We start from the raw sequence: 16,443 nt of genomic DNA, 5'->3' as shown, positions 1-16,443 counted from the left end.
GCGCACATGGCTTTATCATAAGCCCGCGTGCGGCACCCGGCCCATTTCAATAGGGAGATACATATGAGAAACCTTGTAACCGCATCGCTTTTAACAGTTGCAATGGGCCTGCCGGCTGCGGCGCAAGACTCCGGTGGGCGCCTTGATATCGTGCTTCAGCCCGAACCACCCAGCCTGATGCTCGGAATGGTTCAGAACGCCCCGACCCAGCTCGTGGCGGGCGATATCTTTGAAAGCCTGCTGCGCTACGATACCGATCTGAACCCACAGCCGTCCTTGGCGAAATCATGGGAGATTTCCGAGGATGCGTTGACCTATACGTTCAAGCTGCATGAGGATGTCAAATGGCATGACGGGGAACCGTTCACCTCGGCTGATGTGGTGTTTGCCGTGGACAAGCTGTTGCGCGAAACCAACCCGCGCCTGCGGGTCAGTCTTGAGCATGTAGAATCGATCACCGCCCCTGATGACCACACCGTGGTTTTCCAACTGAAAAACCCGTTTGGCCCGTTTATCGGTGTGTTCGAGGCCGGCACCATGCCGATCCTGCCCAAGCATATCTATGAAGGCACCGATTACTTGAACAACCCTGCCAACAACACACCCATCGGCACCGGGCCTTACAAGTTCAACGAATGGGAAAAGGGCAACTATATCCATCTGGTCAAGAACGAAGATTACTACCTCGATGATCAGCCCTATCTGGACGAAGTCTATTATCGCATCATCCCCGATGCCGCATCCCGCGCGGTTGCCTTTGAAAACGGCGAGGTTGATGTTTTGCCCGGTGGTTCGGTCGAAAACTGGGATGTGAAACGCTTGGTGGAGATGGACGGCGTCTGCTCAACCGGGAAGGGCTGGGAATATTTCGCCCCGCACGCCATGGCGTGGATGAACAACCGCGAAGGCCCGACCGCAGACAAGAATTTCCGCAAGGCGGTGATGTATGCCATGGACCGCGAATTTGTCAGGGACGTGATCTGGAACGGGTTTGGCAAAGTCGCAACCAGCCCGGTCTCGTCCAAGACGAACTTCTACACCGACGATACGATCATGTATGATCACAACGCCGAAAAGGCCGAGGAAATGCTGGCCGCGTCCGGGTATGACGGTGAAGAGGTCCGCATCCTGCCCCTGCCCTATGGCGAAACATGGCAGCGTTGGGCCGAGGCGATGAAGCAGAACCTTGACGAGGTTGGCATCAACAGCACCGTCGTGGCCACCGATGTGGCGGGCTGGAACCAGAAACAATCCGATTGGGATTTCGATATCGCCTTCACCTACCTGTATCAATACGGCGATCCGGCTTTGGGGGTGTCGCGTAGCTACCTTAGCTCGAACATCGAAAAGGGCAGCCCTTGGAACAACGTGGCAGGCTATGTCAACGAAGAGGTGGACGCCATGTTTGACGAGGCCGCGGTTGCCGCGACACCCGAAGCCCGCCAAGAGCTGTACACCAAGATCCAACAGCAATTGGTCGACGATGTGCCGGTCGCATGGCTGCTTGAGATCGAATTCCCAACGATCTACCGCTGCGAGGTCAAGGATCTGGTCACCACGGCCATCGGCGTGAATGACGGCCTGCGCGACGCGTGGATCGAACAATAAACGCACCGCTTAACGTCTGTCGGCCCGGCCCTTGGTTGGGCCGACAGGTCAGATGTCCCGTCTCAACAGACAACCCGTCAGGTTTAATTGAATGACACTTGCCGCCGCGATTTTTGGGCGTGCCGCAAAGGCGCTGATCACCCTTTTGCTGATCGTCATCCTGAATTTCTTTCTGATCCATGCCGCCCCCGGTGACCCCGCCATGGTCATGGCGGGTGAAGCAGGTGCAGCCGATGAACAGTTCATCCAGCAGTTGCGCGAACAATTCGGGCTCGACCAGCCGCTTTACGTGCAGTTTTGGAACTATGTCTCGGGCGTTTTGCAACTGGACCTTGGCTATTCCTACCGCCAGCAAATGCCGGTGCTGGACCTGATCCTTGATCGCCTGCCCGCTACCTTGCTGCTGACGCTGACCGCCTTTGGCATGTCCTTGCTTCTTGGGGTGGTCTTCGGGATGGCCGCCGCCGCACGGCAAGGCAAATGGGGCGACAGCGCGATCACCTCGATGGCGCTGCTGTTTTACGCCACACCGCTGTTCTGGGTGGCGCTGATGGCGGTGGTCCTGTTCTCGGTCAAGCTGGGTTGGTTTCCGGCCTTCGGTTACGGGACCGTCGGCGCAGATCTGTCGGGCTTTGAGATGGTTCTCGACCGGTTACGACATTTGTTCCTGCCCGCGCTGACCTTGGGGCTGTTCTTCATGGCCGTTTACCTGCGCATGACACGGTCTTCGGTGCTTGAGGTTAGCCAGATGGATTTCGTCAAGACCGCCCGTTCCAAGGGACTGACTGAGGGCACGATCCGCCGCCGCCACATCCTGCGCAACGCCCTGTTGCCGGTGGTCACACTGGCAGGCCTGCAAGCGGGCCAACTGGTTGGCGGTGCGGTTTTGACCGAAACGGTGTTTGCATGGCCCGGCATTGGACGGCTGATGTTCGAAAGCCTGACCGCCCGGGATTACAACACCTTGCTGGGCGTGTTCCTTGTGTCTGCGGCCATGGTTATCGCCTTCAATATCATCACCGATATAGTCTATCGGCTGATCGACCCGCGGATTTGAGGAGGCTAAACGATGATGGATTTCCTCAAACGCTTTTCGCGCAATCGCGGCGCTGTTATCGGCGCGCTGATCTTGATCACGGTGATCTTGCTGGCCGTGTTCGCGCCGCTGATCTATCCCGACAGCCCTTGGAAAATGGTGCAGCGGCCATTCCTGCCGCCGTTCAGCACCGAAGGCTTTCCGTTGGGCACCGATACATTGGGCCGTGACGTGGCCGCCGGGCTGGTGCATGGCGCGCGGGTGTCGCTGATCGTTGGGTTGGTTTCGACGCTGGTGGCGCTTTTGATCGGGGTGCCGCTTGGGGCCTTTGCCGGTTTCTACGGCGGCCTGATCGACGACGGCGCCATGCGCTTTACCGAGTTTTTTCAGACCATCCCCAATTTCGCACTGGCGATCGTTCTTGTCGCGATCCTAGAGCCGACCCTGCCCACCATCACATTGGCCATCGCCATTGTCAGTTGGCCCCCGGTGGCGCGTCTCGTCCGGGCCGAGGTGCTGTCTTTGCGCAAGCGCGAATTCGTCGATGCTGCGCGGCTGGCCGGGCTGTCGAATAGCCGCATCCTGTTTGGCCATGTGCTGCCCAATGCGATGTCGCCAATCATCGTGATGGCGTCGCTGATGGTGGCGACGGCAATCTTGCTGGAAAGCTCGCTGTCGTTTCTTGGGCTTGGTGACCCCAATATCATGAGCTGGGGTTACATGATCGGCGCGGCGCGCACGGTGATCCGCTCGGCATGGTGGCTGAGCTTTATTCCAGGTGTGGCGATCCTGTTGACCGTGTTGGCGCTGAACCTGATCGGCGAAGGCCTGAACGATGCGCTGAACCCGCGCTTGGCCAGAAAGGGACGCTGACCGATGGAACCCGTTCTTTCCATTCGCAACCTTGCGATTTCCCTGCCGCCGGGGGCGGATCGCGACTATGCCGTTCAGAATGTTGAATTCGATCTGAACGCCGGCGAGATCCTGTGTGTCGTGGGTGAATCCGGCTCGGGCAAGTCGATGACGGCAAATGCGTTGATGGGCCTGTTGCCCGATCAGGTAGCGGTGGCGCAAGGCTCTGCCATTTTTGAGGGCCGCGATCTGCTGGCCCTGCCCGATACCGAGCGGCGCAAACTGCGCGGTGACCGGATCGGCATGATCTTTCAGGAGCCGATGACCGCGCTCAACCCGCTGATGCGCATTGGCGACCAGATCACCGAGGTGTTCGAAGCCCACAATCGCCACACCCCGACCGAACGGCGCGAAAAGGCACTGGCCCTGATCCAAGAGGTCGGCCTGCCCGACCCCGAAAAGATCATCCGCGCCTATCCGTTCCAACTGTCCGGCGGGCAGCGGCAGCGCGCCATGATCGCGATGGCCTTGGCCCTTGATCCGGCGATCCTGATCGCGGATGAGCCCACCACCGCGCTTGACGTGACAACACAGGCGCAAATCCTTGACCTGATCAAGACAATCCAGCAGCGCCACGGCATGGCGGTGATGTTCATCACCCATGATTTCGGCGTCGTCGCCGAAATCGCCGACCGTGTGATCGTCATGCGCTATGGAGACATCGTCGAACAGGGCAGCGCCGATGATGTGCTGACCACCCCGCAGCACGCCTACACACAAGCCCTGCTTGCAGCGATTCCCACCGATAGCGTGCCAACCCCCGTTCCGGTGACCTCCGCCCCGGTTCTTGAGGTGCGTGATCTGCGCAAAACCTTTGTCACCTCGGGAGGCATGTTCAAACCCAAGCGCAGTGTCACGGCGATTGACGGAGTCTCGTTCACTATCGCGCGCGGCGAAGTTTTGGGCATCGTCGGCGAATCCGGCTCGGGCAAATCCACAGTCGGGCGCGCCATCGTCCGGCTGGTCGAGGCTGATAGCGGCGAGGTGATCCTTGATGGTCAGGACATGAACAGCCTGACCGCCGCGGAATTGCGCAGCGCCCGCCGCCGGGTGCAAATGATCTTTCAAGATCCTTACGCCTCGCTCAACCCGCGCAAGAAAATCCTGCATGCTTTATCCGAAGGGCCGATTGTGCAAGGCGTGCCAAAGGCGCAGGCCTATGCCCGCGCACGCGAGTTGCTGGAAATCGTCGAACTGGACGCTGGCGCCGCCGATCGCTACCCGCACGAGTTCTCCGGCGGTCAGCGGCAACGCATCGGCATCGCCCGCGCCTTGGCGATGGACCCTGACCTGATCATCGCGGATGAGGCCGTGTCAGCGCTGGATGTGTCCATTCAGGCACAGGTGCTTGACCTGCTGCGCGACCTGCAAAAGCGGCTGAACCTGTCGTTGATGTTTATCACCCACGATATGCGCGTGGCCGCCCAGTTGTGTGACCGTGTGGCGGTGATGCAGCACGGCAAGCTGGTGGAAATTGGCCCCGTGTCCGAGGTGTTCCTCACCCCAAAGGCCGACTACACCCGCAGCCTGTTGGCCGCCGTGCCGGGCACGGATTGGTAGGAGAGCGCAGCTTTGGGCAGGACGTCATCTGTTACAGCCCGAAGCCGACGTGGCCCGAAGCCGCCGGACAGGTTAGAGCAGACCTTTACGCGGGGTCAGTCTAGCTGGCAGAGCGGAATTTGCTGCCGGTCCTTCGATGCCCCACTCGGAATCAAGGCCGAAGGCCGCCGCGCATCGCCTGACCGTCCCGCGGTCTGGCGATTTGGCGGGGCTTGGTGCGTGGCCTGACTGAAGCAATGACTAGGCAGGCATAAAGCTCTGCATCTCGCAGGTCGGATCGCCAGCCCACGGTCAGGCGATGCGCGGCTTGTTCCAGCGGCCGATTGGGGCCCTGACCAGCCCTTAGCCGCCCTAAGGCGTGAATGTGCGCTTTGTAATTCTGAGGCAGTAATCTGGGTCAGTGATGTGACACAAAAGTCAGTTTTGCGCGACATCTGACAGTTTGGAAATGGCGGTCCTGACAGGATTCGAACCTGTGACCCCTTGCTTCGGAGGCAAGTACTCTATCCAGCTGAGCTACAGGACCGCGTATAAGCGCCTTCTAACCTGTCCCAAAACCCTGTGCAATCCCATAGTTTCCGGGGCGTTTCTGGATATTTTGCACCGTATAATTTTCACCGTGGCGCGGTTTGTTTTCTAAGTCACTGGCGCTCAAAGATAGGCTCTGGCACTCTTGGGGCCGCGCGTTGTCCGGCGGTCATATACTTGCCTGTTGTGGCACAGGCCAAAGCGCGCGGGCCTGACATGGGATATCAAAGCCCCGATGTTCCGGCTTGCACCTGCGGGGCAGATGCGGCGTTATGGCTGCAATTGTTAAGTTTGATGAATGAGACTTGAATGCTGAATGCCCCGCTTTGGTTGTTGATTGCCCTGCAAGGCGCCGTTTCTGCGGCCAGTCTTGTGGTCGAGATCGTGGCAGGCCGAATGATGGCCCCCTATGTCGGCATGTCCCTTTATACATGGACCGCGATCATCGCCGTTGTGTTGGCGGGGTTTTCCGCCGGGCATTGGTGGGGCGGCCGCGTGGCCGAGCGCCCTGCTCCGCGTGCCATGGCATCGACCGGGTGGGCCTTGCTGGCCGCCGCCCTGACCACGGCCATCGCCGGGGGCGTTTTGCGGCTCACCGCTATGCCGGTGCTGGATGTTGTGGCCAATCCGGTTTGGGGCATCACGGTGCTGTGCGCAGCGGCGTTTTTTGCGCCGTCTTTCTTTGCCGGTGTGCCAGCCCCGGTCTTGGCGCAGATTGCCGTCAGCGGGGCTGATAAATCAGGTCGCGCGCTTGGGGCCATGTTCGCTGCGGGGGCGATCGGCGCAATCGCAGGCACCTTGTTGGCTGGCTTTGTCTTTATCTCGTGGTTGGGCAGCGCGCTGACCATCAGTATCGTCGCCATATGCTATGTCGTGGCGGCGCTGATTTGTTTTGGATTGGCGCGGCAGTTGAATTCGGCAGGCGTTTTTGTGCCGGCAGTAATTGCGTTTGCGATCTCGGGCAGCGCCGCGTTCATATCCAGCCCATGCGACACAGAAAGCCGCTATTTCTGCATCCGGACACAAGATATTTCGGCCATTTCCGACAGTCCGGTCAACCTGATGGTGATCGACCATTTGGCACATGGCATCAGCGCCCGCGACGCGCCGCGCGTCATGTTCACCGATCACGCCGCCATGCTGGACGGGCTTGCCCGGATGCGCATGGGCGACAGGCCGTTTTCGGCGTTTTTTGTGGGCGGTGGCACCTATTCCATCCCGCGTGCATGGACGGACCGAGGGATCGGCCCGATGACCGTGGCCGAGATCGACCCCTCCGTGACGCAAACCGCCGCGCGCGACTTCTGGTTTGATCCCGATAGCGTGACCGTGCTGCACGAAGACGCCCGCCGCGCGCTGCTGATCCGCCCCGACACCCGCTATGACGTGGTTGTGGGCGATGCTTTTGCCGATATTGCCGTGCCCTCACATCTGATCACACAACAGTTTTTCCAACTGGTGCAAGATCGGCTGACACCCGGTGGCGTGTTCGTGATGAACGTCATCGACTTCGAACACCGGCTTGAGGCTCTGGCGTCGATCCATCGCACCTTATCGGACGTGTTTGAAACCGTCGAAATCTGGACGGAACAGCGCGCGCCAGAACCGGGGCAACGAATGGTCTTTGTTCTGGTCGCCTCAGACAGTAAAAGCCCGGTGGACAGCCTGCTGCTGCCCGCCCCCGACAGAAAACGGTTTGGCGTTCTGTCGAAACGCTTTGAACACAGCATATTGGCCGACAAAGACGCTTTGGTCCTAACCGATGATTATGCTCCGATTGATCGGCTGCTTGGCCCCGGTTAACGCTCAGCCAAACAGATCATGCGCCAGTTCCAACGCGTCGATCAACGCATCCACCTCGTCGCGGGTGTTATACATCGCGAAGGATGCGCGGCAGGTGGCCGTCACGCCCAAATGCTCCATCAAGGGCCCGGTGCAATGCTGGCCAGCCCGCACGGCGACGCCTTTCTTGTCCAGAATCGTGCTGATGTCATGCGCATGGGCCGCGCCCTGCATGGTGAACGAAAAGATCGCCGCTTTGTCAGGCGTTGTGCCCTGAGTCGTCAACCAATTCAGCCCGTTAAGCTTGTCTTGGGCGTAGTGGCTCAGGTCGTCCTCGTGCGCCGCGATGGTCTCCATCCCGACATCCATCATGTAGTCGAGTGCGACACCTAGACCGATGGTTTGCACGATCCCCGGTGTGCCAGCCTCGAATTTCATCGGCGGGTCATTATAGCTGACCGCGTCTTTGCTGACCTCACGAATCATGTCGCCGCCCCCGATGAAGGGGCGCATTTCGGCCATGCGATCCTTGTGCACAAAAATCGCACCCGATCCGGATGGACCATAGAGTTTATGCCCGGTGATCGCATAGAAGTCACAGCCGATCTCATCGACATTCACAGGCATATGCACGGCTGCTTGGCTTCCGTCGACCAGCACCGGCACGCCTTTTTCGCGGGCCGCATCGCAGATCGTTTTGACATCCACCTTGGTGCCTAGAACGTTCGACAAATGCGTGATGGCCACCAGCTTCGTCTTGGGACCGATGGCATCAATCACTTTTTGCGGGTCAAGCGCACCTGTGGCGTCGGTATCGACCCATTTCAGGTTCACGCCTTGCCGCTCGCGCAGAAAATGCCATGGCACGATATTGGCGTGGTGTTCCATGACCGACAGGACAATCTCGTCGCCCGCCTGCATCCGTGGCATGGCCCAGCCGTAGGCGACCATGTTGATCCCCTCGGTGGTGCCGGAATTCAGGATGATCTGATCTTCATCCGCAACCCCCAGAAATCGTGCGATGGTCCCGCGAACGGCCTCGTATTTCTCGGTCGAAAGGTTGCTGAGGTAATGCAGGCCGCGATGCACATTGGCATATTCGTGCGAATAGGCCGTGGTGATGGCATCAATCACCACCTGCGGTTTCTGCGCCGATGCCCCGTTATCAAGGTAAACCAACGGTTTACCGTTCACCTCGCGGCTGAGAATCGGAAAATCGGCCCGGATCTTATTGATATCCAGCATCAGGAGGCCCCCACAAATAAGGCCGATATGGCCCCAAAGAAAATCGACATGCCAACCGTCACGCCTAGCAATGACACGATCAAGACACCGCCGGCCTTGAACATACTGTCAAACCCATGCGCCACGTTCAGAAGTGAAACGATAGCCCAAACCCACCAGATGACCATGGCAAGGATCACCAAAGAACTGAGCATTGGTAAAATTGCGCCCATAATCACCAAGCCAACCATCAAGACAAACGTCACCGCCTGAAGCCATGCCATCACGGCCAAGACATCGCGCAACTGCCCGGTGCCGCCCATCATGCGGCCAACATAGTAGATCACAAGCACGGATACGACGGCGCGTGCCCATTGCAGCAGCGCAAAAACCAACGGTGCGCTGTGCGCCGGCGAGGTCCGCATCAAATCGCTGAACTGATCCTCACCCATCGGGGCAAGCTGCATCAGCGACGCAAAAATAATCGACGTCACCACCGACACCAGCGACAGCGCCAACCACAGGCCCCGAATTGGCAGGTCCAGTGCCAGAACCTGTGCGCCCGCCTCTTTCGGGGCCTTTAGTGTCAGAACAAACAACTGTTTTATATTTACGGTGTTCACGATGTCCCCCAGCCTGCTTCGCGCAGGTTAGACAGCCAGAACCAAAGGAAAATGACAATCCAGATCACGCCAACAAGTTTCAACCCCGGTCCGGGCCCGACAAAGCCGGCAATAAGCCCATTCAACAACATCAGCGGGCTTGCCGCCAGAAATGCCCAGAACAGCGCCAGACGGCTGGTGTAGCCGTCACCCTGCCCACCAAAGCCGCGTTGCAACAGGTGACTGACAAAGGCCAGCGCATATAACACCAGCGGCATTATAAACACCCAACCCAATAATGCGCCGCCCAAAAGCGGGTTCAGCTCTTGTTCATTCAGATGCGCTTCACGGGCCAGACGGGGCCATTGACCGACGAACACCACAACGCAGGCCGCCATCACGAGCGCAAGGGCGCGGCCTTCGTTCTGGTCCATAGCCAAAAGCCGCCGAAAGACGGCCCGCGGCCCCTTGTAGGTGGCCGCGATATCCGTTGTGACAGGCATCAGCCGAGCCGACGGTCCAACCAGCCTTCCAGCCGGGAAACGATTATGTTGCGCAGGCTCTCGTCCTCGATTTCCTCGACGGCCTCGGCCAAAAAGGCCAGCGTCATCAAGTTGGTTGCGATATCCTCGGGCACACCGCGTGCACGCAGATAAAACAAGCCGTCCTCGTCAATCGCGCCGGTCGTCGACCCATGCGAACAGGCAACATCATCGGCGTAGATTTCCAGCTCGGGCTTGGCGTCAAACTCGCTATCGCCATCCAACAGCAAGGATTGGCTGATCTGATAGCCATCGGTTTTCTGGGCACCAGGCTTAACCAGAATTTTGCCTTGGAACACACCACGCGCGCCGTTGCGCAGCACTTTCTTGAACACTTGACGGCTTTCGCAATTGACCGCGTCATGAGTGATGAAAACCGTGTCGTCATGCAAGAAATCGCCATCGCCCACGCAGGCCCCCGCGACATGCGCCGCAGCGTTGTCGCCGGTCAGCTCAACCACACATTCGTTGCGCGTCAGAGCGCCATTGGCGGTCAGTGTAAAGGACTTGAATGTGCTTTCCTCGCCCAAGCGGGCGAACAGATGAGTGACCGCACGGCGTTCGTGATCACGGCCTTGGGTGCGCACGTGATGGAAGGTTGCACCATCCGCCACATCGACCTCCATAACCTTGTTGAACCGCGCCGCGGCTGGTCCGTTTTCCAAAACCGTCAGATCGGCCCCTTGGTCCAGCTTGATAACATGGTGCAGGATCGCATCCGATGTGTCGGAGGTATGATGATACACAAGATTGATCGGCTTGCTGGCTTTGCCGGTGACGTGGATCACCACGCCATCGCTGGCCAAGGCGGTGTTCAGTGCCGCCAAAGGCCGCGCCACCGGATCCTGACCGCGCAGTTCCAGCACGCCATAGACATCCTTGGCCCAGTGAATATCGGTGCTGACCGCATCGGCCAGACGTTCGATATTTACGCCTTCAAGCGCCAACTCATCGCTGGCCGAGGCATCGAACACACCATCGACAAACACGATATGCAGCCGCTCCACCTCGTCAAAGGTATTTGTCTCGTCCGAGACGTGCACAGCCGCTGCCGGGGCGTCGGGCTGAACAAGGCTATCGGGCGTTGTGAACTTCCAATACTCATCGCGGCGATGCGGCAAGCCCATAGAGCGCACGCGGGACAGCGCCGCGTCGCGCGCGGTTTCCGCCCATGCCGCGCCTTTGGCGGGCCGGTCGGTCGCCGCCAATCGCGCTTCGGTCGCGTCCTGTTTCACTTGTGGCAACGCCATTACGCCACCTCCTCGATCAGATCAGCATAGCCGTTCTTTTCGACTTCAAGCGCCAGTTCGGGGCCACCGGTTTTGATGATGCGCCCGTTCGACATGATGTGCACAACATCGGGTTTGATATGATCCAGCAGGCGCTGATAGTGGGTGATCACAAGAAATCCGCGCCCCTCTTGGCGCAGGGCGTTGACGCCATCGGCAACCAGTTTCATCGCGTCCACATCCAGCCCGGAATCGGTTTCATCAAGGATGCACATCTTGGGTTCAAGCATGGCCATTTGCAAAATCTCGTTGCGCTTTTTCTCGCCGCCCGAGAAGCCCACGTTGACAGGCCGCTTGAGCATGTCGCTGTCCATCTTCAGCTCCTTGGCTTTTTCGCGGATCAGCTTGAGGAAATCCGTTGCGCTCATCTCATCCAGACCTTTGGCCTTGCGCTGTGCGTTCACGGCGGTGCGCATAAAGGTCATGTTGCCGACACCGGGAATTTCCACCGGATACTGGAATGCCAAAAACAAGCCTTCGGCGGCGCGCTCTTCGGGCTCCATGTCCAGGATATCCACACCGTCCAGCGTGGCGCTGCCTTGGGTGACTTCATAGCCGTCGCGGCCTGCCAAAACATAGCTGAGCGTCGATTTACCCGACCCATTAGGCCCCATGATCGCATGCACCTTGCCGGCGTCAACGGTCAGTTCCACACCTTTGAGGATGGTCTTTTCCTCTTCTTCAAGATCGACATGCAGGTTCTTGATTTCCAGCATTTTTCAGCTCCTCATATTTATTCACAATCGGCTCAGGGCCGCGTCATCATTTCGACTATCGTCAGCAATCTTTCCGCAGGCACAGCCATTGGTTCAATCGCAAATTCAGCCATCCGGCCGGTCATGTCTGGCCGGCCCAAAAACTCTTCGATCCGGTGGTAGTGCTTGCGCCGCGCGTAGTCGTCGACAAACACCGTCACCGGGCGTTGCGTGCGAAAGGCCGTCGCCATCGCACATCCGGCGCGAAACCGGCCATCCACCAGCACCACGTCAGGCTGGCGAAATTCGGGCAAATCCCACACCTCCAGCGGATAGCGCGCAAAGCGCTGCCATTCGCGGTTTGACGCGGGGTAGCCCCATGCCTTAGTCGGCCCGATATCCGACCAGATCACATCCACCTCGGTGCCCGTGGCCGGTGGATTTTCAGCAAACCAGCCCCGCATCATCTGGGCCCAGTCCTTGTCACTTTCGACCGAGAAAACAAACTTTCCCGGCATTTCCGCCGCCATTACCGTTGACCCGCCAGACCCGTATTCCAAGATCACCTGCGCGTCGTCATAAGCTGTGCGCAACCGGTCTGCCTCGGCCTCGGGTAACGTCAGTTCAGGGCGCGATATGGTGGCCGAGCCGGTCATGCGACAGTGCCCCGCCGGGGAAGCGGACGGGCAGGCCCGTCAGCGGGAAAAGGCACGCGCATGACCATTGCGGCGGTTCGGCGGGCCTTAGCCCACCGATCCTTCCAGCGAAATTGCCACCAACTGCTGTGCTTCCATGGCGAATTCCATTGGCAGCGCCTGCAACACGTCCTTGCAGAACCCGTTCACGACCAAGGCCACGGCCTCTTCTTCGTCCATGCCGCGCTGACGGCAATAGAACATCTGATCATCGTCTACCTTGCTGGTGGTGGCCTCATGCTCGACCCGCGACGAGTTGTTCTTGACCTCTATGTAAGGCACCGTGTGGGCGCCGCATTTGTCACCGATCAGCAGGCTGTCACACTGGGTGTAGTTCCGGCTGTTCGTGGCCTTCGGATGCATCGACACCAACCCGCGATAGGTGTTCTGCGCCTGCCCCGCACTGATCCCCTTGGACACGATGCGCGAGCGTGTGTTCTTGCCCAGATGAACCATCTTGGTGCCGGTATCGGCCTGCTGATAGTTGTTGGTGATGGCGATGGAATAAAACTCGCCTTGGCTGTCGTCGCCCCGCAGGATGCACGACGGGTATTTCCACGTCACGGCGCTGCCGGTTTCCACCTGCGTCCACATCACCTTGGCCCGGTCGCCCCGGCAATCGGCGCGCTTGGTGACAAAGTTGTAGATGCCGCCTGTGCCGTCCTCGTTACCGGGGAACCAGTTTTGCACTGTGGAATATTTCACCTCGGCGTCTTCCTCGACGACGATCTCGACCACGGCGGCGTGCAACTGCGACTCGTCGCGCTGCGGTGCGGTGCAGCCTTCCAGGTAGCTGACGTAAGAGCCTTTGTCGGCAATGATCAGCGTGCGTTCAAACTGGCCGGTGTTTTCCGCGTTGATCCGGAAATATGTGCTCAGCTCCATCGGGCAGCGCACACCGGGCGGCACGTAAACAAACGACCCGTCCGAGAACACGGCCGAATTCAGCGTCGCATAGAAATTGTCGCTGACCGGCACGACAGAGCCAAGGTATTTCTTGACCAGCTCGGGATGCTTTTGGATGGCCTCGGAGATCGAACAGAAGATAACCCCGGCGCTTTCCAGCTCTTTCTGGAAGGTCGTGCCGACCGACACCGAGTCAAACACCGCATCCACGGCCACCTTGCGGCCCTCGGCGGGGGCCTCGTCGGCACCTTCGACGCCGGCAAGCACCATCTGCTCTTTCAGCGGGATACCCAGCTTTTTGTAGGTTTCCAGAATCTTGGGGTCCACGTCATCCAAAGACTTGGGCTTTTCGGCCATGCTTTTGGGGCGCGCGTAGTAATACTGCTCCTGAAAATCGACCTCTGGGTAATCCAGCATCGCCCAGTCAGGCTCTTTCTTTTGCAGCCACCGCTCATAGGCCTGCAACCGCCAGTCGGTCATCCACTGGGGTTCTTCGTTCTTGTCCGAGATCAGTTTGACGATATCTTCGGTCAGGCCCTTGGGCGCATAATCCATCTCGATATCGGTGTTCCAGCCGTGCTTGTAGGGGCCCGCCATTTCGCGGACCGCATCAACTGTTTCCTGATCAACGCCGTCCTTGACTTGTGTGTCGTCGAGTGCCGCCATGTTGGTCACCTCCTTGGTCGTGGCCTCACGCCGCACGGGCGCGGTGTTTTTTCCAGTGCTTCAGCCAGGTTTCGGCAAAGCGTGTAATGTCATCCTGCGAGGTGTCCGGCCCAAGTGATATGCGGATCGCCGAACCGGCCTCGGCGTCGCTATAGCCCATGGCCTGCAAAACGCCGCTGGCGCGAACTTTGCCGCTGGAACAGGCCGATCCCGCCGAAATGGCGAACCCAGACAGGTCCATTGTCATCACTTGGGTTTCCCCCTTCCAGCCCGGCGCGATCAGACACGACGTGTTGGGAAGGCGAGACGCCCCTTTCCCGACAAAAATAGTCTCGTTCGCATCGGCTGCAATGGTATTTTCTAGAATCTTTCTAAATTCTTCAATCCGGTCCCACACCCCGTTGGCCAAATCGCGCGCTGCCGCTTCGGCAGCGGCCCCAAATCCTGCAATGCCAATGACGTTTTCAGTGCCCGACCGGCGGCCCATTTCTTGCCCACCGCCTTTGATCTGCGCGGCCAAATCGGTGCCGCGCCGGACGACAAGCGCACCAATGCCTTTCGGGCCACCAAGTTTATGCGCCGATACCAACGCCATCTTGCACCCCGACCAGTTGAACGCCAAGGGAAGTTTGCCAAAGGCTTGGGTCATATCGCTGACCTCCAGCCCCTCTGGCAGCGTTTGAATGATCCCGGTTTCAGAATTTGCCAATTGCAGCGCCGATTGCGCCGGGTCTGTCACCGCGACGTGGCCTTTTGCATCCACCTGCAAATCAGACGAAACCCACGCCTTGACCGCATCATGTTCAACCGCTGATCCGTGCAGGCCGCGACCGGCGCAGGCCAAGGCCGCCGCCTCGGTCGCGCCCGAGGTAAAGATGATATCCGCCCCGTCCGCCCCCAAAGCGGCCGCAACCTGCCCACGAGCACGTTCGATTACCGCTTTCGCCGCGCGCCCCTCGGTATGCACGCTGGAGGGGTTCCCCACGATGTCCATAGCGTCGATCATCGCGGCGCGCGCCTCGGGCCGCAAAGGTGCTGTGGCGTTATGATCAAGATAGACTCGGCCCATCACGGGTGCGCCCGCATTGCGCGTCGGGAAACCGACGGAAACAGAAGGGGCGATGTTGGGGTCATTCTTCGTCCACCACGGAAAACAACGTCGGAACGGCCGGGCACGGGGCCAGCGTGTTGCTGACCACATCGCTTAGCCGGGTTTGATGCAGGAACACGTAGACCTGCGCGCTTAAGGATTCCCACAAGCGGTTGGTCATCGATTGCGCCCGCGATCCGCTGGCCCCGCCTGACGCGCCCGCGCCTTTTTGCAGGGCGCTGACGGTTTCATCGACGGCCGACAACACATCGACCACCCGTATTTCCGAGGCGGGCCGGGCCAGCCGATAGCCCCCGCCCGGGCCACGCACCGACGCGACCAGATCGGCGCGGCGCAGCTTGACGAACAGCTGTTCCAGATAGGGCAGCGAGATATCCTGCCGCTTGGAAATCTCACCAAGCGTCACCAGCGTGTCATTGTCCTGCAACGCGATATCGACCAAGGCCACCATCGCATACCGGCCCTTAGTGCTTAGTTTCATGGGCACGCTCCCGCGAATTGATTGACGCGGGGCCTTGCAAGGCTTATCCCGCTTGCATCCTCCGGCCCCGGTAGGAAATTTAGAAACGTTCTAAGGTGATTGAGCGAATTCGTCAAGAATTTCGCGCACCCATATACGGAGAACAAGGCTCTATGCCCGAGGTTATCTTTCCCGGTCCCGAAGGCCGACTTGAAGGACGCTACCACCCGCAGCGCGAAAAGGACGCCCCGATTGCCATCGTTCTGCATCCGCACCCGCAATTCGGCGGCACGATGAACAACAAGGTGGTGTATAACCTCCACTACGCGTTTTATAACATGGGCTTCACCGTCTTGCGCTTTAATTTTCGCGGCGTCGGCCGCAGCCAGGGCGAGTATGACCAGGGCGTTGGTGAGCTTAGCGATGCGGCCTCGGCATTGGATTACCTGCAGTCGATGAACAACAACTCCAAGCATTGCTGGGTTGCCGGGTTTTCCTTTGGTGCTTGGATCGGCATGCAGCTTTTGATGCGCCGCCCTGAAATTACAGGGTTCGTGTCGGTCTCGCCGCCGGCCAACATGTATGATTTCTCGTTCCTCGCCCCCTGCCCTTCGTCCGGGTTGATCATCAACGGCACCGCCGATCGCGTGGCCCCGCCCGCCGACACCACGTCGCTGGTCAACAAGTTGCACGAACAGCAGGGCATTACGGTCACGCATGAGGAAATCGAAGGCTCTGACCACTTTTTCAAAGAGCCCTATATGGACACCATGATCGACACGGTCACCGGGTATGTGAAACGCCGGCTGACCGAAACAACCCGGTGA

Annotated in this window: 15 protein-coding genes and 1 tRNA gene; 6 read left to right on the top strand and 10 right to left on the bottom strand. The window is 59.2% G+C overall.

Going from position 1 to position 16,443, the window contains the following annotated elements; genetic code table 11:
- The first annotated feature begins 63 nt into the window (after positions 1 to 63).
- The 4 genes from HAT86_RS09650 (at position 64) to HAT86_RS09635 (ending at position 5,116) form a co-directional block, all read left to right on the top strand.
- Positions 64 to 1,608, top strand: a complete 1,545-nt coding sequence (locus HAT86_RS09650) for an ABC transporter substrate-binding protein (protein ID WP_167196486.1) — start codon at positions 64 to 66, stop codon at positions 1,606 to 1,608.
- Between the two features lie 91 nt (positions 1,609 to 1,699).
- Positions 1,700 to 2,665, top strand: a complete 966-nt coding sequence (locus HAT86_RS09645; RefSeq protein WP_167196483.1) for an ABC transporter permease — start codon at positions 1,700 to 1,702, stop codon at positions 2,663 to 2,665.
- 12 nt (positions 2,666 to 2,677) lie between these two features.
- On the top strand, positions 2,678 to 3,517 hold the full coding sequence (locus tag HAT86_RS09640) for an ABC transporter permease (RefSeq protein WP_196780577.1): 840 nt from the start codon (positions 2,678 to 2,680) through the stop codon (positions 3,515 to 3,517).
- A gap of 3 nt (positions 3,518 to 3,520) precedes the next feature.
- On the top strand, positions 3,521 to 5,116 hold the full coding sequence (locus tag HAT86_RS09635; RefSeq protein WP_167196480.1) for an ABC transporter ATP-binding protein: 1,596 nt from the start codon (positions 3,521 to 3,523) through the stop codon (positions 5,114 to 5,116).
- A 449-nt stretch (positions 5,117 to 5,565) separates the two neighbouring features.
- On the opposite strand, the gene HAT86_RS09630 is transcribed toward HAT86_RS09635, so the two are convergent.
- Positions 5,566 to 5,642, bottom strand: a tRNA-Arg gene (locus tag HAT86_RS09630).
- A gap of 311 nt (positions 5,643 to 5,953) precedes the next feature.
- On the opposite strand from HAT86_RS09630, the gene HAT86_RS09625 reads away from it, so the two are divergent.
- Positions 5,954 to 7,447, top strand: coding sequence for a fused MFS/spermidine synthase (locus HAT86_RS09625; RefSeq protein WP_167196477.1), 1,494 nt, complete (start codon positions 5,954 to 5,956; stop codon positions 7,445 to 7,447).
- Positions 7,448 to 7,450: 3 nt separating this feature from the next.
- On the opposite strand, the gene HAT86_RS09620 is transcribed toward HAT86_RS09625, so the two are convergent.
- From HAT86_RS09620 to iscR, 9 genes are all read right to left on the bottom strand, one after another.
- Positions 7,451 to 8,671 (bottom strand): cysteine desulfurase, encoded by a 1,221-nt coding sequence (locus HAT86_RS09620; RefSeq protein ID WP_167196474.1) that lies wholly within the window; start codon positions 8,669 to 8,671, stop codon positions 7,451 to 7,453.
- Positions 8,671 to 9,273, bottom strand: a complete 603-nt coding sequence (locus HAT86_RS09615) for a Yip1 family protein (RefSeq protein ID WP_167196471.1) — start codon at positions 9,271 to 9,273, stop codon at positions 8,671 to 8,673. Before HAT86_RS09615 ends, HAT86_RS09620 begins: the two co-directional genes overlap by 1 nt.
- Positions 9,270 to 9,755 (bottom strand): YIP1 family protein, encoded by a 486-nt coding sequence (locus tag HAT86_RS09610; protein WP_167196468.1) that lies wholly within the window; start codon positions 9,753 to 9,755, stop codon positions 9,270 to 9,272. Before HAT86_RS09610 ends, HAT86_RS09615 begins: the two co-directional genes overlap by 4 nt.
- Positions 9,755 to 11,044 carry a Fe-S cluster assembly protein SufD gene (gene sufD, locus HAT86_RS09605; protein WP_167196465.1) on the bottom strand — a complete coding sequence of 430 codons (1,290 nt, stop codon included), beginning with the start codon at positions 11,042 to 11,044 and terminating at the stop codon, positions 9,755 to 9,757. Before sufD ends, HAT86_RS09610 begins: the two co-directional genes overlap by 1 nt.
- Positions 11,044 to 11,799: a Fe-S cluster assembly ATPase SufC gene (sufC, locus tag HAT86_RS09600; protein ID WP_167196462.1), complete on the bottom strand. Its 756-nt coding sequence runs from the start codon at positions 11,797 to 11,799 to the stop codon at positions 11,044 to 11,046. Before sufC ends, sufD begins: the two co-directional genes overlap by 1 nt.
- 32 nt (positions 11,800 to 11,831) lie before the next feature.
- Entirely contained in the window at positions 11,832 to 12,434 is a 603-nt protein-coding gene (locus HAT86_RS09595) for a hypothetical protein (protein WP_167196459.1), read from the bottom strand.
- Positions 12,435 to 12,521: 87 nt separating this feature from the next.
- A complete protein-coding gene (gene sufB, locus HAT86_RS09590; RefSeq protein WP_167196456.1) occupies positions 12,522 to 14,045 on the bottom strand; it encodes a Fe-S cluster assembly protein SufB in 1,524 nt (507 codons plus the stop codon).
- A 25-nt stretch (positions 14,046 to 14,070) separates the two neighbouring features.
- Complete coding sequence (locus HAT86_RS09585; RefSeq protein ID WP_167196453.1) at positions 14,071 to 15,114, bottom strand: cysteine desulfurase family protein; 1,044 nt, start codon at positions 15,112 to 15,114, stop codon at positions 14,071 to 14,073.
- A 61-nt stretch (positions 15,115 to 15,175) separates the two neighbouring features.
- The gene (iscR, locus tag HAT86_RS09580; protein WP_167196449.1) at positions 15,176 to 15,637 is read right to left on the bottom strand and encodes a Fe-S cluster assembly transcriptional regulator IscR; all 462 of its coding nucleotides are present in this window, start codon (positions 15,635 to 15,637) and stop codon (positions 15,176 to 15,178) included.
- A 152-nt stretch (positions 15,638 to 15,789) separates the two neighbouring features.
- On the opposite strand from iscR, the gene HAT86_RS09575 reads away from it, so the two are divergent.
- Positions 15,790 to 16,443 (top strand): alpha/beta hydrolase, encoded by a 654-nt coding sequence (locus HAT86_RS09575; RefSeq protein ID WP_167196446.1) that lies wholly within the window; start codon positions 15,790 to 15,792, stop codon positions 16,441 to 16,443.

The organism is Roseovarius gahaiensis, assembly GCF_011601345.1.
Classification (GTDB): Bacteria; Pseudomonadota; Alphaproteobacteria; order Rhodobacterales; family Rhodobacteraceae; genus Roseovarius; species Roseovarius gahaiensis.
The sequence above is the reverse complement of the archived record's forward strand: the minus strand, read 5'-3'. Positions and strand labels throughout refer to the sequence as shown.